Genomic DNA, 18,581 nt, shown 5'->3' with positions numbered 1-18,581 from the left:
AAAGCCATGAACTGGGATCAGATCGAAGGGAACTGGGAGCAATTCAAGGGCAAGGCGCAGCAACAGTGGGGCAAGCTCACCAATGACGATCTCGACGTCGTCAAGGGCAACCGCCACGAGCTGGCTGGCCGCATCCAGGAACGCTACGGCAAGGCCAAGGAAGAGGCCGAGCGAGAAATCGACGCCTGGCTGTCACGCCACTAATCAATTGATCCTGCAGCGGAAAGTCGCTGCAGGATCACCCCGAAGTATCATTCTCCGCCGGAGAGGCAGTTCGCGAGTGCCGTCGTCATGTTGTCGATCAGTGTGAAGTAGAGCTCGGGACCATCCTCGATATCGGCGCCGAGCGGATCGAGCACACCGGAACGGGCATCGGTGCCCTCGGCCACTACCTGAACCACCTTCGGCTCGAACTGCGGTTCGCTGAAGACGCAGGCAGCGTCCAATTCGGCGATCTTGTCGTGGATCTCGCCGATACGGCGAGCGCCAGGCTGCGCATCGGGATTCACTGTGATGGAGCCGGCGGCAGGGATGTCGAACCGCCGCTCGTAATACTGATAAGCGTCGTGGAAGACGACAAAAGGCTTTCCGCGCACGGTCGCGAGTTTCTCGTTCGTCTCCGCGATCAGCGTATCGAAGCGGGCGTCGAGCGCGGCGGCGTTCTCTTCATAGGCCGTCTTGTTGTCCGGATCGGCCTGCGAAAGAGCGTCGGCGATCCGCCTTACCATTGCGCGCGCGTTCTCCGGGTCGAGCCACAGATGCATGTCCGCTTCCTCATGGGCATGGTCATGCTCCTCCCCCTCATGGGCATGGTCCTCGTGCTCTTCCCCCTCCTCGTCATGCATCTCCCCATGCTCTTCGTCGTGGTCCTCTTCCGCCGCATGCTCCTCGTGATCGTCATGCGCCTCAAAGGCGCCGCCTTCGCGCGGCTCGAGCAGGGTGAGGCCGGGCACCTCGGAGAGTTTGACCGTCATGGCGTCGCCGGCAAGCGATTCCAGTGGCTTTTCCAAAAAAGTCTCCAGGCCGGGGCCGACCCAGAAAACGACCTTCGCGTCCTCCAGCGTGCCGGCCTCAGAGGGGCGCATGGTATAGGTGTGAGGGGAGCCGGCGCCCTTGACCAGAAGCTGCGGCTCGCCGATGCTCTGCATCACCGCGGCGACCAGCGAATGCACTGGCTTGACGGAAGCGACGACGCCGTCGGCCGCGTTGGCATGGGCAGCCGCGAGCACAGTGGCAAGCGCCGATGCGAGAAGGAGCAGGCGGGATTTCTTCATCATCCAGGTTTCCCTCATTGTGCAGTCTTTGAAAGAGATTTGGAAATGTTATGGTATTACATTCCGATTGCGTAACGCTATAACGTGTGCCATATGCATTGGCAAGAAGGTGCGGGAAAAGAAATGCTGCAATCTACCGCCGGAGACGCCGAGCCGCTGGTCGAGATGAGGAATGCCGGCGTTCGTCGCGGCGGGCGCTGGCTCGTGCGCGGGGTGGACCTCACCGTTCGTCGCGGCGAGATTGTCACCCTTATCGGTCCGAACGGCTCCGGCAAGAGCACGACTGTGAAAGCCGCCATCGGCGTCACTGCGCCGGACGAAGGCACTGTGCGGCGCGCGCCGGCGCTCAGGGTCGGCTATGTGCCGCAGAAGGTGACGATCGACTGGACGCTGCCGCTCAGCGTCGAGCGGCTGATGCGGCTTACAGGGCCGCTGGAGCGCGGCGAGATGGAAGATGCGCTGAAGGCGGCGGGGATCGCGCACCTGGCGGGCGCCGCGGTGCAGACGCTGTCCGGTGGCGAGTTCCAGCGCGCGCTGTTGGCTCGTGCGCTCGTGCGTAAGCCGGATCTTCTGGTGCTCGACGAGCCGGTGCAAGGGGTGGATTTCTCCGGTGAAATCGCGCTTTACCAACTCATCCGCGAAATCCGCGACCGTACTGGATGCGGCATCCTTCTGATCTCCCACGACCTGCATGTGGTGATGGCCGAGACGGATACGGTCATCTGTCTGAACGGCCACGTGTGCTGCCGCGGAACACCGGAGAACGTGTTGAAAAGCCCGGAATATGTGCGGCTGTTCGGTGCGCGCGCGGGCGACACCTTGGCGATCTACCACCACCATCACGATCACACGCACCTGCCTGACGGGCGCGTGCGCCTGGCCGACGGCACGGTCACCGAGCATCGCGCGCACGATCATCCGGAGGAGGCGAAGGAAAAGCACGATGCTGGATGACTTCTTCACGCGCGCGATGGTGGCCGGCATCGGCTTGGCGCTGACGGTGGGGCCGCTCGGCTGTTTCGTCGTGTGGCGGCGCATGGCCTATTTCGGCGACACAATGGCTCATTCCGCCCTGCTCGGCGTCGCGCTCGCCTTCCTGTTCCAGATCAACCTGATGGCTGGCGTCTTCATCGTCGCCACGCTCGCCTCGGTGGCGCTCCTTTTCCTGCAGCGGCAGGGTGCCCTATCGACGGACGCGCTGCTCGGCATCCTTTCCCACTCCACGCTGGCGCTGGGGCTGGTCATGGTCGCTTTCATGAGCTGGATCAGGATCGATCTCATGGGCTTCCTCTTCGGCGATATCCTGGCCGTCTCGCGCTTCGACATAGCTATGATCTATGGCGGCGGGGCTCTGGTGCTCGGCGTGCTCGTCTGGCTGTGGCGGCCGCTCCTGGCGGCCACCGTCAACACCGAGATCGCCGAGGCCGAGGGCCTGCGGCCGGAGCGTGCGCGCTTCGTCTTCATGCTCCTGATGGCCGCTGTCATCGCTATCGCTATGAAGATCGTCGGCATCCTTCTGATCACCTCGCTGCTCATCATACCGGCGGCGGCCGGCCGCCGCTTCGCCACCACGCCCGAGGGCATGGCGATCGCCGCCTCGCTGGCCGGCGTAATGGCGGTGGCCGGCGGGCTGTCGGCTTCGCTCAATTTCGATACGCCGTCGGGGCCGTCGATCGTGGTCGTGGCGCTCGTCCTCTTTCTCTTAAGCCTTGTGCGGCTGCCGGAACGGCGCGGCACCGGCGAAACGGGTGAGACTTCATGACATCCCATCCCGACCTGACGAAGAACCAGACCCTGGTGCTCAAAACCCTGGACAAGGCGGAAGCGCCACTCAGCGCCTACACCATCCTCGACAGGCTGCGCGACGATGGCTTTCGCGCGCCGCTGCAGGTCTACCGCGCGCTCGGAAAATTGCAGGAGTTCGGTCTTGTCCACCGTTTGGAGAGCATCAATGCCTTCGTTGCCTGCTGCCAACCCCACGGACACAGGCACGAGATGACCGCCTTCGCCATCTGCCGGACATGCGGAAAGGTGGACGAATTCTCCGATACAGCAGTGGAGGAGAGGTTGGGTGAGTGGGTGCGCGCCCATCGCTTCAAGCCGGCCAAGACCACCATCGAGATCAGCGGCGATTGCGCGGATTGCACCGCGCACGACCCAGGCTGAGCAGCGGTCCGAAGGGCCTAATTGACGAGCCCGTTCTGGGAAAGCTGGATGGCGGCAGGGCCCAGAATGATGGCGAAGAGGACCGGCAGGAAGAACAGGATCATCGGCACCGTCAGCTTGGGCGGCAGGGCAGCGGCCTTCTTTTCCGCGGCATTCATGCGCGCCTCACGGCTCTCTTCAGCGAGCACGCGCAGTGCGTGGCCCACGGGCGTGCCATAGCGCTCGGCCTGGATGAGTGCCTGTGAGACACTCTTCACCGATTCCAGCCCCGTGCGGGCGGCGAGGTTCTCATAGGCCTGCCGGCGTTCCTGCAGGAACGAGAGCTCGGCGTTGGTGAGTACGAATTCCTCAGCTAGCGCCACCGATTGGGCGCCGATCTCATGGGATACGCGGTGGAAGGCAGCCTCCACCGACATGCCGGACTCCACACAGATCAGGAGGAGGTCCAGCGCGTCCGGCCAGGCCATCTGAATGGATTGCTTGCGCTTCGACGCCTTGTTCGAGACATAGAGCACTGGCGCGTAGAAGCCGGCATAGGCGGCCAGGATGCACGCGAAGACCTTGATGAAAAGCGGCTGCTCGGCAAGCGCGCCCAGAACGAAGACATAGAAGGCGGCGAGCGCCACGCCGACGAAGGGCAACATGAGGCGGAAGAAAAGGAACTTCGTCAGCGGGTTTTGGCCGCGAAAGCCCGCCGTTCGGAGTTTGGCGAGCGTCGCCTCGTCGGCAAGGGCGCGGCGCAGGTCCAGGCGGTCGACGATGCTGCGCATGGAGGATGTATCGGTCTGGCGCAAGCCGCCCCGCCGCTTGGCCTCGGCCTCGGCGGCCAGTCGTGCGCGCTGCCTGGCCCTCAGTTCCTCGCGCTCCAGCGCCACGGACTTCATGCGTGAGCGCAGATTGTCGCCGCCCGTCACGGGCAGCAGCGTGAACACGGTAGCGAACACGGCGATGGAAACCAGCAGAGCGATCAGGAAGCTGGGGTCGGTGATCGCGCCGACGACATTGTCCGCCATCGCTTACACCTCGAAATTCATCATCTGGCGCATCACGAAGATGCCGATGCTCATCCACAGTGCCGAGACGCCGAGGATCAGGTGGCCGGTACTGGTGGTGAACAGCGGCATGATGTAGCCGGGGCTCGTAAGATAGACGAGAAAGGCGACGATGATGGGCAAGGCACCGATGATGACGGCGGAGGCCTTGGCTTCCATGGAAAGCGCCCGCACCTTGGCCTTCATCTTCTTGCGGTCGCGCAGGACGCGCGAGAGATTGCCCAGCGCCTCCGACAGATTGCCGCCGGCCTGGCTCTGAATCTGAATGACGATGCCGAAGAAGCCCGCCTCGGGGCAGGGCATGGTCTCGGTCATGCGCATGGTGGCTTCCGCCATGGGCAGGCCAAGCTGCTGGGATTCGACGATGCGGCGGAACTCGGTGCGCACCGGCTCCTGGGCCTCGGCGGCGATCATGCGCACCGCGTCGTTGAGCGGCAGGCCCGACTTGACCGCGCGCACGATGACATCGAGTGCGTTGGGAAACTCGGCCAGAAACGCCTTGACCCGGCGCTTGCGTATGAAGGCGACGATCCACCGGGGCAGGCCAAGGGCGCCGACCAGAAGAGCGCCGGGCAGCGCGAGCATCGGCGCGCCGAACAGAAACACAACGAATGTGAGAAGCAGTCCGCTGACGGCAGACAGGAGGTAAAACCGCTCGATGCTCATCTCCAGGCCCGCCTGCCGCAACCGGGTCTTCATGGGCGGCCGCGTGGTGTAGCGGTCGCGGTTCTTCTGCTTGTTCTCCAGATCCTTGAGCGAATCCTGGACCGACTTGCGCCGCTTCGCGGCCTCGGCCAAGCGGTCGCGCGAAACTCTGACCGCGCCGCGATCGGTCTCCGCCTTCTTTACCGATTCCAGCCTGCGGCCGGCTTTCTTCTCGTTGGAGATGGCGGTGAACATCAGCGCATAGGCGACCGCGCCGGCGCTGAAGGTGGCGAGCGCGATGAAGGCGAGGGTGGCGATGTTCAGGCCGAACATCAGCTGGCCGCCTTTTCCATCGCTTCCAGGGCGGCGGCCAGGCGCGTTTCCTCGCCGTAATAGCGGGCGCGATCCCAGAAGGCGGGCCGTCCGATGCCGGTGGATATGTGCTGGCCATGAATGCGGCCGGCCGGATCCTCGCCCGTCATGTCGTAGAGAACGAGATCCTGGGTGATGACGACATCGCCTTCCATGCCCACCACTTCCGTGATGTGGGTGATGCGGCGCGAGCCATCGCGCAGGCGCGCAGCCTGGATGATGACGTCGACGGAGCCGACGATGATCTCTCGCACTGTCTTTTGCGGCAGGGAAAAGCCGCCCATCGCCACCATGGATTCCATGCGGTTCAAGCATTCGCGCGGGCTGTTGGCGTGGATGGTGCCCATCGAGCCGTCATGGCCGGTGTTCATCGCCTGCAGGAGATCGAACACCTCCGGCCCGCGCACCTCACCGACGATGATGCGCTCGGGACGCATGCGCAGACAGTTCCTGACGAGGTCGCGCATGGTCACTTCGCCCTCGCCTTCCAGGTTGGGCGGGCGGGTCTCCAGCCGCACCACGTGCGGCTGCTGCAGCTGCAGCTCGGCCGAATCCTCGCAGGTAATGATGCGCTCGTCGCGGTCGATATAGTTGGTAAGGCAGTTCAGAAGCGTCGTCTTGCCCGAGCCCGTGCCTCCGGAGATGACGATATTGCAGCGTACGCGGCCCATAATCTTCAGGACCTCCGCCCCCTCCGGTGAGATGGCGCCGTAGCGGACGAGCTGGTCGAGCGTCAGCTTGTCCTTCTTGAACTTGCGGATGGTGAGCGAAGCGCCGTCTATGGCCAGCGGCGGGGCGATGACGTTGACACGCGACCCGTCGGGCAGGCGCGCATCGCAGATGGGGCTCGACTCGTCGACACGCCGGCCCACCTGGCTGACGATGCGCTGGCAGATGTTCAAGAGCTGCTGGTTGTCACGGAAGCGGACGTTGGTCTGCTCGACCTTGCCGTCCACCTCGATATAGACCTTCCTGGCGCCGTTCACCATGATGTCGGCGATCTCGTCGCGCGCCAGAAGGGGCTCCAGCGGGCCGAAGCCGAGCACGTCGTTGCAGATGTCTTCGAGCAGTTCCTCTTGCTCGGAGATCGACATCGCGAAGTTCTTGATGGCGATGATATCGTTGACGATATCACGGATTTCCTCGCGCGCGCTGTCGGCATCGAGCTTGGCAAGCTGCGACAGGTCGATGGTGTCGATCAGTGCGGAGAAGACCTGGCTTTTTGTATCGTAGTAGCTTTCGCTGCGCGCCATCGGCGCGCGCGGCGCCGGCGCCGCAGCAGGCTGCATCGGCCCAGGCGAGGATTTCGCAAACCCATCGATGCCGGTGGTAACCACGGCGGCCGACGGCTCAGGGCGCTCCGGCGCAAGCAGCGCGTCGCCATCCTCGGCGGGACGGGAGGGCGGAACCGGCGCCACCGGTCCCCTCGATCCGCCGACCGTGCTGTTGGAGCTTCTCTTGCCGAACATGTGCCTTCTTGCCGTTTTGCTTTACGTCTTCAGGTGCAGGCGGTCGAGCAACCCTGCAAGGCCGGACTTCTTCTTCACCTTGATTTCGCGCCGGCCGGTGAGGATGTAGGCGATGTCGTTCATCGTCTGCACGATGGGGTGATTGTGGTCCATTTCACCCAGCATGCGCCCGTTGTTGGCGGCGTTGCCGAAGAGCTGCGGCTCGAACGGAATGACGCCCATCGGCGCGATGCCGAGCGGCTCGGCGAAATCGTCGGTGCTGATCTCCGGCCGCTTCGGCACGTTCGCCTGATTGATGACGAGCTTTGGCGGCCCGTCGTTGGGGCGTAGCTTGGCTAAAGTGTCGACAAGGTTCTTTGTGTTGCGCAGGTTGGCCAGCTCCGGCGTTGCGGTGATGACCACCTCATCGGCGCGCGCCAGCGTGGTCTGCGACCAGCTCGTCCACAGATGCGGCACGTCGAGAACCACCAGCGGAGCCGTGCGCTGCGCCGTGTCGATGATTTGGGCGAAGGCTTCAGCATCGAAATCGTAGGTGCGGTCCAGCGTCGAGGGAGCCGCGAGCAACGACAGGCGCTCGGCACACTGTGCCAGAAGACGGTCGAGATAAACCTCGTCGATCCTTTCGGGCGAGAAGACAGCCTCGGCGATCCCCTGCGCCGGATCCTGGTCGAAATTGATGTTGGCCGTGCCGAAGGGCAGGTCCAGGTCGGCGACGACGACCTCGCCCTCGAACAGCGCCGACATGGTCCAGGCCAGATTGTGCGCCAGCGTGGAGGAGCCGACACCACCCTTGGCGCCGACGAAGGCGATCGAACGGCCGACCGGCTCTGCCTCCGGATCGACGAAGATGCCGGCGATGACACTGACGATGTCGGCCATGGAGATGGGCGCCACGACATATTCGGAGATGCCGGCACGGGTGAGCTCGCGATAGAGCCATACGTCGTTGTAGTGGCCGACGATCACCACCTTGGTGCTCGCGTCGCAAACCTCTGCCAGCTCCGTGAGCGAGGCCAGAAGGTCCTTGGGTTCGCCCCGCGATTCCAGGATGATCAGGTTGGGCGTGGCCGCTGTCTGGTAGAACTCGACCGCCGTGGAAAGGCCGCCCATATGCACCTTGAGGTGGGCCTTGGCCATGCGCCGGTCCTCGCCGGCGCGCTCGATTGGGTTCGCCACGGCCTCTGTTTCGCAGAAGGCCTGGATGGAGATGCGCGGCACCGGGCGCAGAGACTGCAGCGCCGCGTCGGTTTCGGCCGCAGTCGTTTCCGGATGGCTTGTTTCGTAGGCTAGGCTGCTCATATCCATGTGCCCTCGATTAGGCGATTAGTAGTCGATTTCCGATTGCGTCCGGAAATGGTCGTCCACCTCGCGCGCCTTGTAGTCGCCGATGGCCGAATCCCTGTTTTCCGCATCGATCGGCGTCGTCTTGCGAGGGCCGAGGAAATCGGCCGGATTGGCCACCTGGGCGGCCAGGTTGTTTTGGTAGGAGCAGCCGAAGTTGGCGTAGTTTCGGTTCTCCGTGGTGTCCATCAGGTCCTCCGGCCAACGTCCGCATGGGCCGACGGTGGCCTTTACCACCGGATAGGCGAGGCGGATCGGCGGCGTCTCGCTCGGCCCCGCTTGGTAAGCCAGGATTTGAACATGCCCCTTCGGCACGCCGTATCTGTGCAGAAGGGCCGCAAAGTCGTTTGAGACGCTGAGTGCAGCGGCGGAATTGGCCGCGCCCTCAGGGATCAGCATCGTCACCACGGCGCCGCCACTGTCCTCGTAGCGGTCGAGGAACCCTCCAAGCGCCGCCTTCTGCTGCCAGGTCATGCGGTGGGAGGAGGCGCCGACGGGAAGATCCAGCACCTCGTTCTTTTCCTCGATCACGATGGGGTGCCTCGTGCGGTAGTCGTCCGGCACCGCGCCCACGACGACGGAATCGCGCTTGGCGCAGCCGGAGAGCACGCCCGCCACGGCGATGGCGACCAGCGGCAAGAGGCCCCTTCTCACCCGCAAATCGAACATGGCAGCCCGCCTCCCGTCACTTGTAGATGTAGCCGACGACACCGTGGTAGCGGCCGTCCGGCAGGTTCGTCTTCATGGTCCCGTAGACGCGGTTCACGCGGCCGAGAAAGATGCCCGCGCCATCGCTGGGCGGGTTGAAATTGTCGTCCGGCTTGGCAAGTGCCGTGCGCGCCGTCGGCCGCGCCAGATAAGGCGTCACGATGATGACCAGCTCCGTCTCGTTGCGTACGAAATCGCGGCTGCGGAAGAGCGTGCCGAGAACAGGCAGCTTGGAAAGGCCAGGCAGGCCGTTGATGGCTTGTCGCACATCGTCCTGCACGAGCCCGGCGATCATCATTGAGCCGCCGGAAGGAAGCTCGACCGTGGTGTCGGCGAGGCGCTTGCGGATGGAAATCATGGTCATTCCCGGCAGCCGTCGAGACACCGAACCTTCAAGCGTCGCCGATCCCTGGGTGGTCGGCTCGGAGACGGAGGTCCTCATCTTCAGGCTGATGCGGCCCGGCGAAAGGACGGTCGGCTGGAATTCGAGACCGATGCCATATTCCAGGCGCTCTATGTCGTAGGTTAGTTGGCCGTCCTGGTTCTCTTCGGAGACGGCGCTCGACCGTCCCGTCACGATGTTGAATTCCCCGCCTACCCTGAACGTGGCCTTTTCGCCGGAAACCGCCGTAAGTGTCGGCTCCGCAAGCGTCTTCATGACGCCCGACTGCTCCATGGCATTGAGATAACCGGCGAGCGTCGATCCGGCGAGCGACAGGCCTGACGAAGAAAGGGGCTTGCCGAGCCCGTAGGAGTTTTCGCTGATGGCGCCCCAGCTTATCCCGTCGACATTGCCGGAGCCGATCATGTTCACGCCGAGTTGCTTCATCACCGAGCGGCTGACCTCGGCGACGGTGACCTTCAGCGTCACCTGATCCTCGCCGACGATCTGCAACATGTTGACGATCTGACTCTGCTGGCGCCCGAAGAGATCCGGATTGCTGATGGCCACGCCGCCACCATCCGTTGGTGCGGCGGCGGTCTGGGAATACTGACCGGTGGTCGCCTCGCCGCCGGTGACGAAGATTTGCGCAAGCTGTGCGGCGCGCGAGGCATCGAGCGGTGTCTCCACCGTTCCGGTGAGCACCACGTTGTCATTGATGAGCTCGACGGTGATGTCGGAATTGGGGATGAAGCGCTTCAGATAGTCTTCGAGGCCGGCGACATCGCGCTCGACGGCGACGTCGAGGCTGGCGATCTGCTCGCCGCTCGGCCCGAAGACGAAGATGTTCGTCTCCCCCACCTGCTTGCCGAACAGATAGATTCGCCGCGCCGTGCGGGTGATGGCGTCGGCTACGGCCGGGTTGGCGACAAGGATGTCGTAGGCGTCGCGCGGCAGGTCGACGACCAGAGATTTGTTGAGGCCGAGCTTGACGCGCTGTGTGGCGCGCGTGCCGTCGATACCGACCGTGGCCTGCGCAGCCGCGGCGGAAATGAACGCGGGCATCGCGGCGGACAACATCGTACAGGCGAGCGTTGCAAGGACGGCGGACAGCCGGACGCCGCCTTTCGTGGCCCGCCGGTCGATGCTGATAGGCATGTTCTCGCTCCTGCTCATCTGCGGGTACCTACGACGGACACCTCGCCCGACTTTATCAGGCGCACGGTGTTGCCCCGGCCAAGCCCGTTGACGAGGTAAAGCCCGTTGTCGCCAATGTCCTCGTTGGCATCGGCGACGGAGCGCAACGCCAGGGTAAGGCGGTCCGCCATCTGCTGGGCGACGGTGATGACCTCCGCTTGCTCGGGCGAGAGCTCGAGCGTGGCCGTCTCGCCGACCTTGACGCGGCGCCCCTCCTCATCCTCCTGGATGGTCTGATCGATTGCCAGAACCCGAATGTTCTCAAGGATCGTTTCGGTTACGAAACCGCCTGCGGCCGACGCTTCCTCGGAACGTCGCGTCATGATGACGTCGACGCGGTCGTTGGGCAGGATGAAGCCGCCGGCCGAGGTGTCGGCGGCGATCTGGGTTGCCACGGCCCGCTTCCCCGGCGGCAGGATCGCCGCCATGAAGCTCTGGCCTTCGCCGATCAGCCTGCTGCGCCTGACGGGCTCGCCCGCAAAGAGGTTCAGCCGCGCGACGGAGTTGCGCAGATTCTCCACGGCGTCCGGTTCTTCGGCACGGGTGATGAAATTGTCATTCAAGGCGTCTGTCGGCCAAGCCTGCCAGCGCACGGCACTGCCCAGCATCTCGCCCATCGGCACGTCCTGAGCAGTCACCATGACGTCGACAAGATCGATTTGCGGCTCGGGCGCCGTATCGACAACCACCTGTTGTGTCGGGGCCGTCAGGTTCTTGGCCATATAACCCGCGCCAATGGCCGCGACGACGGCCACCCCCAATATGACGATGCGGGATTTGTTCATTGCTCGCCCCATCCACGCGGATAATCCGCTGCCCAGGGGAACAATGGTGTTGGAAACGTCAAATTACGGTTAACAGACCTGTTACAAGCGTAATTAACTAAAAGTTGATGCAAGGGGAGAGTGCGCGATCGGTGGGGCAATTGCACGCTGATCGGTCGGATTTTAGCTAATTTTAACCTTAGCCGAAAGCATTTCCCGGCTTACCCCGTTGTTTCGGAACGATTTTCGCCAGCCGGTGTTACCCTCCAGCTGGAAGAAGGATGCAAGAGGACACGGATGCCTCGGAGCAACAACAAGAGCGCCGATGTATCGCAGGCGGCAAGACAGATCCGCCAACAGATTCATACCGTCGAAAATCTGCGGTTTCTCCGCCATCTGCCGGGCTTCGAACTGGATCGGGAGCTACCGACGTTGCTCCTGCAACTCCTCGGCAAGCTGCATCGGGCAGAGGCCGGCGATAAAGAGCCAAAGCGCCGAGGCAAGCGCTCCGCTGCCGGGCGGAAGCCCAGCAAGCGTTAGCCTGTCAAGCAAGGAAATTTTCGTCAGCAGCAATAGGCTGGAGGCTGCCGCTGCAGTGCACGGTGCCTTAAGCGGCGCGCTTCTTCTTGGCGGGCAGAAGACCTTCGCGCTGAGCCTGCTTGCGCGCCAGCTTACGGGCGCGGCGGATGGCTTCGGCGCGCTGACGAGCACGCTTTTCCGACGGCTTCTCGTAGGAGCGGCGAGCCTTCATCTCGCGGAAAACACCCTCGCGCTGCATCTTCTTCTTTAGCACTTTGAGGGCTTGGTCGACATTGTTGTCGCGGACAATAACCTGCAATGTTCTTCCTTCTTTCGGTTGGCGTTTCGAGGGTCGAATCCAATCGGCGCCGGGAGCGGGCGCGATGGCGGCATCTAAAGCCGCCGGAACGGACGACTCGGAGAGGCGCGAATTATACCTATATTCACGCCGGATGCACCCCTTGCGGCATAATATAATGCGAAAGGGGCGGATTTAACGGGGTTGAGCTCAGCCAGCCAGCCGGCGCCAGGCGTATTTGCCGGGGCGAGAGGCGGTGGCGGTAGGCTGGTAGTAGAGCGGAATACCGCCGCGCTGGCCAGCTTCGAGACGGGCAAGGGCGGTTTGGTTCATCACCTCGAAGCTTGAGAAGCCGCAGCGCAGCATATGCGGGATCTGGTCGATCAACACGTCGCCCGTGGCGCGCAACTCTCCGCGGTAACCATGGCGAGAGCGCAGGAGCTCCGCCTTGGAATAGCTACGCCCATCATTGAAAGCCGGAAAGGCCAAAGCAACCAGCGGCAGGCGGTCGAGGAAGGGCAGGAGGAGATCCACCGTTTCTCCCGGCAGCACCTCCACGCCGAGCCGGGGGAGGGCCTCTTCCCTCGCCGCCTCATCGAGCGCCAGGAAAGCCTCGAGCGCCAGGATCAGCTTGCCCTCGCCCGGCAGCACATCGGCTTCCTCGGCGCGCTTCCAATCGTCGTCGCGGAACCCATTCTCGGTCCACAGCCTCGCCATAGCTACCGTTTCACTTGCATTCATGGTCACGTTCCTAAGCGGCGGAGGAGGTCAGGGCCTCGAACCCCGGCAGGTGGATGCCGCACTCGGTCTTGGCGGTGCCGGCCCAGCGGCCGCTGCGGTCGTCCTCGCCGGGCTTCACCGGCTCGGTGCAGGGGAAGCAGCCGATGGACAGGTAGCCGTAGGCGACCAGCGGGTTTTCCCGAAGGTCGTGGGCACGCATATAGGCGGCCTGGTCGGCGGTGGTCCAGCGCGCGAGCGGGTTGATACGGATGCGCGGACCGACAGCCTCGAATACCGGCATCTCGGCGCGCGTGTCGGCCTGGTGGCGCTTGCGGCCGGTGAACCATGCGGCATAGGGCTCGACCGCGCGCGCCATCGGCTCCACCTTGCGGATCTCGCAGCACAGGTCCGTGTTCGACTTGTGCAGGATGCCATCCGGGTCCGTTGCGGCGAGCGTCTCGGATCGGGGGTGCAGGATGCGCAGGTTTTTCAGGCCCAGATCGTCCGCCAGCTGATCGCGGTATTCCAGCGTCTCTCCGAAATGCTGACCCGTGTCGAGGAATAGCACGGGAAGGCTGTTGTCGAGACGTGCGATCATGTGCAGCAGGGCCGCCGAATCCGCTCCGAACGAGGAGACGGTGGCGATCCCGCCAGCATCGCGGAAGCGCTCGACGGCGACCTCGATGATCGCCTCGGCGTCGAGACGGCCGAAACGCGCTTCAAGCGAAGCCGCGACTTCCAGCGCCTCCATCTCGCGCTCAAGCAGCCTTGGCTTCGCGCCCATAAAGAGCCTCCTTGAAAGGTGCGGAACCAAGCCGGCGATAAGCGGCGAGGAAGGGTTCATCCTTGTCCTGGCGATGCGCCAGATAAGTCTCGACGATGGTGTCCACCGCGTCGACGATCTCATCCGGCCCGAAGCCGCGGCCGACGATCTCGCCGATCGACGTGTTCTCGTCGCCGGAGCCGCCTAGCGTGACCTGGTAGAGCTCGGCCCCCTTCTTCTCGACGCCGAGAATGCCGATATGGCCGACATGGTGGTGGCCGCAGGCGTTGATGCAGCCGGAAATCTTGATCTTGAGATCGCCGATTTCCTCCTGCCGCGCTTGGCTCGCGAAGCGGGTGGAGATCTGCTGGGCCACCGGAATGGAGCGGGCGTTGGCGAGCGCGCAGTAGTCGAGGCCCGGGCAGGCGATAATGTCGGTGACGAGCCCGGCGTTGGAGGTGGCAAGGCCGATCTCCACCAGCCGGTCGAACACCGCCCTGAGGTCGGCGCGTGCAACGTGCGGCAGGATGAGGTTCTGCTCGTGGCTGACGCGGATTTCGTCGAACCCGTAGCGCTCGGCGAGATCGGCCACGGCGTCCATCTGGTCGGCCGAAGCGTCCCCCGGCACCTCGCCGATGCCCTTCAGAGAGATCGTGACGGAGGCGTAGTCAGGGTTCTTGTGCGTGTTGAGGTTGCGTCGCACCCAGTCGGCAAAGCCGCCGTCGGCGGCCGTCGCAGCCTTAAGCGCCGCATCGCCTTCCGGGCGGGCGGGCAGGGCGGGCGGCGCGAAATAGGCGTCGATGGCCTGGATGTCGGCCTCCGGCAGCTTCAGTTCGCTTTCCTTCAGCGCCTCGAATTCCTTCTCCACCTGGGCGGCCAGTTCCTCGGTGCCGGTCTCGTGCACCAGGATCTTGATCCGCGCCTTGTACTTGTTGTCGCGGCGGCCATGGAGGTTGTACACGCGCAGGATAGCGGTGGTGTATGACAGGAGGTCTTCCTCCGGCAGGAAGTCGCGAATTTTCTTGCCGATCATGGGCGTGCGGCCGAGCCCGCCGCCGACATAGACCGTGAAGCCAAGCCGGCCCGAGGCATCCTTCCTGAGGTGCAGGCCGATGTCGTGCACCTGGACCGCCGCGCGGTCGCGCTCCGCCCCCGTCACCGCGATCTTGAACTTGCGCGGGAGATAGGAGAATTCCGGGTGCAACGACGACCATTGCCGCAGGATCTCGGCATAAGGGCGCGGGTCGGCCACCTCGTCGGCGGCCGCGCCGGCGAAGTGGTCGGCCGTGACGTTGCGGATGCAGTTGCCGCTGGTCTGGATGGCGTGCATCTCGACGGTGGCGAGGTCCTCCAGGATCTGCGGGATATCCTTGAGCGCCGGCCAGTGGAACTGCAGGTTCTGGCGCGTGGTGAAGTGACCGTAGCCCTTGTCGTAGGTGCGGGCGATATGGGCCAGCATGCGCATCTGGCGCGATGACAACGTGCCGTAGGGGATGGCGATCCGCAGCATGTATGCGTGGAGCTGCAGGTAGACGCCGTTCATCAGCCTGAGCGGCTTGAACTGGTCTTCCGTAAGCTCACCGGAAAGCCGCCGTCCCACCTGGTCGCCGAACTCGGCAACGCGGGCTTTGACGAAGGCGTGGTCGAACTCGTCGTAGCGATACATGATCTTCCCTGATGTTCTTCAGACCGGCGCGAGCACGCCGCGGCGCGCCTGCTTGCCAAGATCGGGATGGATGGAGGGCCCGGCGGCGCGGATGCGCTCGCGCAGGCGGATGGGGCGGATGGCGCCGTCGACGAACTCGACGTCGATGAGGTTGACGTCGACGACCTCGTTCCGCGCGGCCGCCTCGCGGCCGGTTCGTTCCAGGCGTTCGATGGCTTCCTCGTCACGGGCGATCTCGGCTTCGGTGATGTCCTCGGCCCAGTGGCCGTCAGCCGCCAGCCAGACGACTTCGCCGTCGATCAGCCGGTTTGCCGTCAGAAGCTTCATCCCTTGCTCTCCTCGTTTGCGCGGATGTGAGCATGTGCGGCAAGCGGCTCGGATCGCGCGAAATTGGCGCCGGCGACGGCATCTCCGATAACGGTGAGCACAGGACCGGTCAGGTCCGTGCGGTCGGCCAGCGCCGGCAGGTCGGACAACGTGCCGTGGAACAGGCGGCGGGCACCGAGGCTGGCGTTTTCCACCACGGCGACAGCCGTATCCGGTGAAAGCCCGGCCTCCTGCAGGCGGCCGGCCACCTCGGCGGCGGTCGAGCGGCCCATGTAGACAGCGACCGTGGCGCCATCGATGGCAAGCTTCGCCCAGTCAGGCAGCGCCGCGCCCTTCAGGTCGTGCCCGGTGGTGAAGACGAGGGAAGAGGCGACGCCGCGCAAAGTCAGCGGCAGCTCGAAATCGGCCGCGGCGGCAAGTGCGGCGGTGATGCCCGGCACGACCTCGTAGAGGACGTCGGCATCGCGCAGTGCCGCCATTTCCTCGCCGGCCCGGCCGAACACCAGCGGATCGCCCGACTTCAGCCGCACGACGCGCTTTCCCTGCCGGGCAAGCCGCACCAAGAGGTCGTTGATCTCTTCCTGCGTCTTGGAATGGCAGCCCTTGCGCTTGCCTGCGGCGATGCGCTCGGCGTCGCGCCGGCCCATGGCGATGACGGCTTCGGGCACCAGCGCGTCGTGCACGATGACGTCCGCCTCCATCAAGAGGCGTTGGGCGCGCAGGGTCAGAAGATCTTCCGCGCCCGGTCCCGCGCCCACCAGCGCGACATGGCCCGGCTCGACGCCCTGGTTCTGCAGAAGCTTTTCGGTAGCCCAGGCGGCGCGGTGCGCGTCCCCCGCCTCGACGGCACGCGCCGGACTGCCGGTGAAGAATGCCTTCCAGAAGCGGCGGCGGGCAACGCCCCTGGCCACCCGCCGCTCCACCGCCTCACGATAGGAGGCGGCAAGGGTGGCGAGCCGGCCCAGCGAGGGGGAGAGCATGCGGTCGATGCGGGCGCGGATCATCTGCGCCAATACGGGCCCCGCGCCTTCCGTGCCGACGGCGATAGCCACCGGGGCGCGATTGACCAGCGCCGGCGTGAAGAAATCGCACAACTCCGGACGGTCCACCGCGTTGGCGGGGATGGAGCGGGCGCGCGCGTCCGTGACGACGGCGCGATCCGCGGTTTCGTCCCCGGTCGCGGCGAAAACAAGCGTGGCGCCGTCGAGAAGAGCTGCCTCATAGGAGACGCGCAGGAGCTCGGCACCGGCCGAGGCTGCCCATTCGGCAAGGGCAGGCTCGGGTGCCTCGGCAACGATGACGACCGCCGCGCTCGACTGCGCCATCAGCCGTGCCTTGGCGAGCGCTTCCTCGCCGCCGCCGACGATCACGACGCGCCGGCCATCGACGCGCATGAAAACGGGGAATGCGTTTAGCTTTGCCGTCTCGAAAGACATGGGTGCACGGTTCTCCTAACAGTGGACCGGATTGTGCCCGCGCACGGCCATTTTCAGAAGAAACGCACTCGCGCCCAGGGATTGCCCGGGCAATCGCTTTTGCGCTTCACGCCGTTGCTGCGGAAAATTCATCCCACCCCGCGCCGTTGCGTTGTGGGGAACATGGCCTCTTGCCCCGCGTTTCCCCTGAGGTCAAGCTGCCGTTATCGAAGGAGGGAGAAATGGCGCGAATCCGGCTCGAGCACGATATCTGGCTTTTGGTGGCGGATGGAGAGAAGGCACTGTTCATGCGCAATGAGGGGAACCCTCTCTATCCCAATCTGGAGGTGGTGCGCGAGATGCACGAGAAGAACCCGCCCACCCGCCAGCAGGGCACGGACGCGCCAGGCCGGTATTTCGACGCGGCGACCGTACACAAGAGCGGCTTCGACGAGACCGACTGGCACCGCATCGAAAAGGAGCGCTTCGCCGAGGAGATCGCCGACAGGCTTTATCGCCTCGCCCATCGCGGACGGTTCAAGAAGATCATCCTCGTCGCCCCGCCCCTGGTGCTGGGCGCCCTTCGCAAGTCGCTGCACAAAGAGGTGAGCGACCGGGTGGCAGGTGAGGTGCCGAAGACGCTGACCAAGCACGCAGTGTGGGAGATCGAGCGGGTTCTGACGAAGGAATGAGGTTCGGTTGCCCGTTTCCCTCCTCTTGCGGGAGGAAAAGCGGTCTCAAACGTGCTGTCCGCCGTTGATATGGATCTCGGCTCCCGTCACGTAGGACGCGCTGCCGGAGCAAAGGAAGAAGATCGTGTCGGCCACCTCTGCCGTCTGGCCGAGGCGCCGCAGCGGGATCGTCTCCACCAGCTTGTCGGTGCCAGGCGACAGGATCGACGTCTCGATCTCGCCCGGTGCGATGGCGTTGACGCGGATGCCGTGCGGGCCGAAGTCGGCCGCCATCTCGCGCGTCAGCGCGACGAGCGCGGCCTTCGAGGTGGCGTAGGCGGTGCCGGCGAAGGGGTGCACGCGGCTGCCGACGATGGAGGTGACGTTGACGATGGAGCCTTGCGCCGTGGAAAGCTCCTTGAAAAGGCCGCGCGCCAGCATGATGGGCGCGAAGAAGTTCACCTGAAAGACATCGCGCCAGACATGCATGGGCGTGTCTATCGAATTCATGCGCTTACCGCCCTCCAGCTTGGGCGAGATGGCGGCGTTGTTGACCAGCGCGTCAAGCCGGCCGCCATTGGCGGCGAGCCGGTGGCGGATCTCGCCGATGGCGATCCCCACACCTTCCTGATCGGACAAATCGAGCTGGATATGGTCCTCGGGCCCCGCGGGCCAAGGGCAATCCTCCGCGAAAGGCTGCCTGGAGCAGGTGATGACGCGCCAGCCCTCGCGCGAGAAGCGCTTGACGGTCGCGTGGCCGATGCCGCGGCTTGCGCCCGTCAGCACCAGCGTCTTTCTGTCGTCGATGTCGCTCACCGCGTTCTCCATGAAG

At 64.5% G+C, this 18,581-nt stretch carries 21 protein-coding genes; 6 read left to right on the top strand and 15 right to left on the bottom strand.

Annotation, left to right across the window (positions count from 1 at the left end; all coding sequences use genetic code 11):
* Nucleotides 1-6: 6 nt before the first annotated feature.
* Nucleotides 7-204 carry a CsbD family protein gene (locus GPJ75_RS24735; protein WP_159586984.1) on the top strand — a complete coding sequence of 66 codons (198 nt, stop codon included), beginning with the start codon at nucleotides 7-9 and terminating at the stop codon, nucleotides 202-204.
* Between the two features lie 47 nt (nucleotides 205-251).
* Here GPJ75_RS24735 and znuA read toward each other — a convergent pair whose 3' ends face one another.
* Complete coding sequence (znuA, locus tag GPJ75_RS24730) at nucleotides 252-1,274, bottom strand: zinc ABC transporter substrate-binding protein ZnuA (protein WP_163272483.1); 1,023 nt, start codon at nucleotides 1,272-1,274, stop codon at nucleotides 252-254.
* Between the two features lie 123 nt (nucleotides 1,275-1,397).
* Between znuA and GPJ75_RS24725 the strand changes: the two genes are divergently transcribed.
* From GPJ75_RS24725 to GPJ75_RS24715, 3 genes are read left to right on the top strand one after another with little or no spacing between them, the layout of a single operon-like run.
* On the top strand, nucleotides 1,398-2,228 hold the full coding sequence (locus GPJ75_RS24725; protein WP_163272419.1) for an ATP-binding cassette domain-containing protein: 831 nt from the start codon (nucleotides 1,398-1,400) through the stop codon (nucleotides 2,226-2,228).
* Nucleotides 2,218-3,036, top strand: a complete 819-nt coding sequence (gene znuB / locus GPJ75_RS24720) for a zinc ABC transporter permease subunit ZnuB (protein WP_163272417.1) — start codon at nucleotides 2,218-2,220, stop codon at nucleotides 3,034-3,036. Before GPJ75_RS24725 ends, znuB begins: the two co-directional genes overlap by 11 nt.
* Nucleotides 3,033-3,440: a Fur family transcriptional regulator gene (locus tag GPJ75_RS24715; RefSeq protein ID WP_163272415.1), complete on the top strand. Its 408-nt coding sequence runs from the start codon at nucleotides 3,033-3,035 to the stop codon at nucleotides 3,438-3,440. Before znuB ends, GPJ75_RS24715 begins: the two co-directional genes overlap by 4 nt.
* Before the next feature lie 17 nt (nucleotides 3,441-3,457).
* On the opposite strand, the gene GPJ75_RS24710 is transcribed toward GPJ75_RS24715, so the two are convergent.
* Genes GPJ75_RS24710 through cpaB form a run of 7 tightly spaced genes read right to left on the bottom strand, consistent with a single transcriptional unit; the run spans nucleotide 3,458 to nucleotide 11,391 of the window.
* The gene (locus GPJ75_RS24710) at nucleotides 3,458-4,453 is read right to left on the bottom strand and encodes a type II secretion system F family protein (RefSeq protein ID WP_163272413.1); all 996 of its coding nucleotides are present in this window, start codon (nucleotides 4,451-4,453) and stop codon (nucleotides 3,458-3,460) included.
* Nucleotides 4,454-4,456: 3 nt separating this feature from the next.
* A complete protein-coding gene (locus GPJ75_RS24705; protein ID WP_163272411.1) occupies nucleotides 4,457-5,470 on the bottom strand; it encodes a type II secretion system F family protein in 1,014 nt (337 codons plus the stop codon).
* A complete protein-coding gene (locus GPJ75_RS24700) occupies nucleotides 5,470-6,978 on the bottom strand; it encodes a TadA family conjugal transfer-associated ATPase (RefSeq protein WP_163272409.1) in 1,509 nt (502 codons plus the stop codon). Before GPJ75_RS24700 ends, GPJ75_RS24705 begins: the two co-directional genes overlap by 1 nt.
* Before the next feature lie 21 nt (nucleotides 6,979-6,999).
* Nucleotides 7,000-8,277 (bottom strand): CpaE/TadZ family protein, encoded by a 1,278-nt coding sequence (locus tag GPJ75_RS24695; RefSeq protein WP_205602637.1) that lies wholly within the window; start codon nucleotides 8,275-8,277, stop codon nucleotides 7,000-7,002.
* Between the two features lie 24 nt (nucleotides 8,278-8,301).
* Nucleotides 8,302-8,988, bottom strand: coding sequence for a CpaD family pilus assembly protein (locus GPJ75_RS24690; RefSeq protein WP_163272405.1), 687 nt, complete (start codon nucleotides 8,986-8,988; stop codon nucleotides 8,302-8,304).
* 16 nt (nucleotides 8,989-9,004) lie between these two features.
* Nucleotides 9,005-10,567, bottom strand: a complete 1,563-nt coding sequence (locus GPJ75_RS24685; protein ID WP_425483188.1) for a type II and III secretion system protein family protein — start codon at nucleotides 10,565-10,567, stop codon at nucleotides 9,005-9,007.
* A 14-nt stretch (nucleotides 10,568-10,581) separates the two neighbouring features.
* Nucleotides 10,582-11,391, bottom strand: coding sequence for a Flp pilus assembly protein CpaB (gene cpaB, locus GPJ75_RS24680; protein WP_163272403.1), 810 nt, complete (start codon nucleotides 11,389-11,391; stop codon nucleotides 10,582-10,584).
* Nucleotides 11,392-11,667: 276 nt separating this feature from the next.
* On the opposite strand from cpaB, the gene GPJ75_RS24675 reads away from it, so the two are divergent.
* A complete protein-coding gene (locus GPJ75_RS24675; protein WP_163272401.1) occupies nucleotides 11,668-11,910 on the top strand; it encodes a hypothetical protein in 243 nt (80 codons plus the stop codon).
* 67 nt (nucleotides 11,911-11,977) lie between these two features.
* Here the strand turns inward: GPJ75_RS24675 and rpsU are convergent, their stop codons facing one another.
* From rpsU to cysG, 6 genes are all read right to left on the bottom strand, one after another.
* On the bottom strand, nucleotides 11,978-12,208 hold the full coding sequence (gene rpsU / locus GPJ75_RS24670) for a 30S ribosomal protein S21 (protein ID WP_159586995.1): 231 nt from the start codon (nucleotides 12,206-12,208) through the stop codon (nucleotides 11,978-11,980).
* A gap of 189 nt (nucleotides 12,209-12,397) precedes the next feature.
* Complete coding sequence (locus GPJ75_RS24665; protein ID WP_163272399.1) at nucleotides 12,398-12,928, bottom strand: DUF934 domain-containing protein; 531 nt, start codon at nucleotides 12,926-12,928, stop codon at nucleotides 12,398-12,400.
* Nucleotides 12,929-12,938: 10 nt separating this feature from the next.
* Nucleotides 12,939-13,691 carry a phosphoadenylyl-sulfate reductase gene (locus GPJ75_RS24660; protein ID WP_163272397.1) on the bottom strand — a complete coding sequence of 251 codons (753 nt, stop codon included), beginning with the start codon at nucleotides 13,689-13,691 and terminating at the stop codon, nucleotides 12,939-12,941.
* A complete protein-coding gene (locus GPJ75_RS24655; protein ID WP_163272395.1) occupies nucleotides 13,666-15,336 on the bottom strand; it encodes a nitrite/sulfite reductase in 1,671 nt (556 codons plus the stop codon). Before GPJ75_RS24655 ends, GPJ75_RS24660 begins: the two co-directional genes overlap by 26 nt.
* An 18-nt stretch (nucleotides 15,337-15,354) precedes the next feature.
* Complete coding sequence (locus GPJ75_RS24650; protein WP_163272393.1) at nucleotides 15,355-15,663, bottom strand: DUF2849 domain-containing protein; 309 nt, start codon at nucleotides 15,661-15,663, stop codon at nucleotides 15,355-15,357.
* A complete protein-coding gene (gene cysG / locus GPJ75_RS24645; RefSeq protein WP_163272392.1) occupies nucleotides 15,660-17,099 on the bottom strand; it encodes a siroheme synthase CysG in 1,440 nt (479 codons plus the stop codon). The genes GPJ75_RS24650 and cysG overlap by 4 nt, the downstream gene beginning before the upstream one ends.
* A gap of 221 nt (nucleotides 17,100-17,320) precedes the next feature.
* Between cysG and GPJ75_RS24640 the strand changes: the two genes are divergently transcribed.
* A complete protein-coding gene (locus GPJ75_RS24640; protein ID WP_163272390.1) occupies nucleotides 17,321-17,770 on the top strand; it encodes a baeRF12 domain-containing protein in 450 nt (149 codons plus the stop codon).
* 45 nt (nucleotides 17,771-17,815) lie between these two features.
* On the opposite strand, the gene GPJ75_RS24635 is transcribed toward GPJ75_RS24640, so the two are convergent.
* Nucleotides 17,816-18,577: an SDR family NAD(P)-dependent oxidoreductase gene (locus GPJ75_RS24635; RefSeq protein WP_425483187.1), complete on the bottom strand. Its 762-nt coding sequence runs from the start codon at nucleotides 18,575-18,577 to the stop codon at nucleotides 17,816-17,818.
* Nucleotides 18,578-18,581 lie beyond the last annotated feature (4 nt).

This window comes from Chelativorans alearensis, assembly GCF_010993735.1.
Lineage (GTDB): Bacteria > Pseudomonadota > Alphaproteobacteria > Rhizobiales > Rhizobiaceae > Chelativorans > Chelativorans alearense.
The sequence above is the reverse complement of the archived record's forward strand: the minus strand, read 5'-3'. Positions and strand labels throughout refer to the sequence as shown.

What these genes read in the sequence shown, in the direction of transcription:
- cpaB (WP_163272403.1), bottom strand. Translation starts at nt 11,391, where the DNA reads ATGAACAAATCCCGCATCGTCATATTGGGGGTGGCCGTCGTCGCGGCC.
- GPJ75_RS24665 (WP_163272399.1), bottom strand. Translation starts at nt 12,928, where the DNA reads ATGAATGCAAGTGAAACGGTAGCTATGGCGAGGCTGTGGACCGAGAAT.
- GPJ75_RS24650 (WP_163272393.1), bottom strand. Translation starts at nt 15,663, where the DNA reads ATGAAGCTTCTGACGGCAAACCGGCTGATCGACGGCGAAGTCGTCTGG.
- GPJ75_RS24695 (WP_205602637.1), bottom strand. Translation starts at nt 8,277, where the DNA reads ATGAGCAGCCTAGCCTACGAAACAAGCCATCCGGAAACGACTGCGGCC.
- GPJ75_RS24700 (WP_163272409.1), bottom strand. Translation starts at nt 6,978, where the DNA reads ATGTTCGGCAAGAGAAGCTCCAACAGCACGGTCGGCGGATCGAGGGGA.
- GPJ75_RS24705 (WP_163272411.1), bottom strand. Translation starts at nt 5,470, where the DNA reads ATGTTCGGCCTGAACATCGCCACCCTCGCCTTCATCGCGCTCGCCACC.
- GPJ75_RS24640 (WP_163272390.1), top strand. Translation starts at nt 17,321, where the DNA reads ATGGCGCGAATCCGGCTCGAGCACGATATCTGGCTTTTGGTGGCGGAT.
- GPJ75_RS24660 (WP_163272397.1), bottom strand. Translation starts at nt 13,691, where the DNA reads ATGGGCGCGAAGCCAAGGCTGCTTGAGCGCGAGATGGAGGCGCTGGAA.
- GPJ75_RS24655 (WP_163272395.1), bottom strand. Translation starts at nt 15,336, where the DNA reads ATGTATCGCTACGACGAGTTCGACCACGCCTTCGTCAAAGCCCGCGTT.
- GPJ75_RS24735 (WP_159586984.1), top strand. Translation starts at nt 7, where the DNA reads ATGAACTGGGATCAGATCGAAGGGAACTGGGAGCAATTCAAGGGCAAG.
- GPJ75_RS24685 (WP_425483188.1), bottom strand. Translation starts at nt 10,567, where the DNA reads ATGCCTATCAGCATCGACCGGCGGGCCACGAAAGGCGGCGTCCGGCTG.
- GPJ75_RS24710 (WP_163272413.1), bottom strand. Translation starts at nt 4,453, where the DNA reads ATGGCGGACAATGTCGTCGGCGCGATCACCGACCCCAGCTTCCTGATC.
- GPJ75_RS24675 (WP_163272401.1), top strand. Translation starts at nt 11,668, where the DNA reads ATGCCTCGGAGCAACAACAAGAGCGCCGATGTATCGCAGGCGGCAAGA.
- GPJ75_RS24715 (WP_163272415.1), top strand. Translation starts at nt 3,033, where the DNA reads ATGACATCCCATCCCGACCTGACGAAGAACCAGACCCTGGTGCTCAAA.
- GPJ75_RS24690 (WP_163272405.1), bottom strand. Translation starts at nt 8,988, where the DNA reads ATGTTCGATTTGCGGGTGAGAAGGGGCCTCTTGCCGCTGGTCGCCATC.
- GPJ75_RS24635 (WP_425483187.1), bottom strand. Translation starts at nt 18,577, where the DNA reads ATGGAGAACGCGGTGAGCGACATCGACGACAGAAAGACGCTGGTGCTG.
- znuA (WP_163272483.1), bottom strand. Translation starts at nt 1,274, where the DNA reads ATGAAGAAATCCCGCCTGCTCCTTCTCGCATCGGCGCTTGCCACTGTG.
- GPJ75_RS24725 (WP_163272419.1), top strand. Translation starts at nt 1,398, where the DNA reads ATGCTGCAATCTACCGCCGGAGACGCCGAGCCGCTGGTCGAGATGAGG.
- cysG (WP_163272392.1), bottom strand. Translation starts at nt 17,099, where the DNA reads ATGTCTTTCGAGACGGCAAAGCTAAACGCATTCCCCGTTTTCATGCGC.
- znuB (WP_163272417.1), top strand. Translation starts at nt 2,218, where the DNA reads ATGCTGGATGACTTCTTCACGCGCGCGATGGTGGCCGGCATCGGCTTG.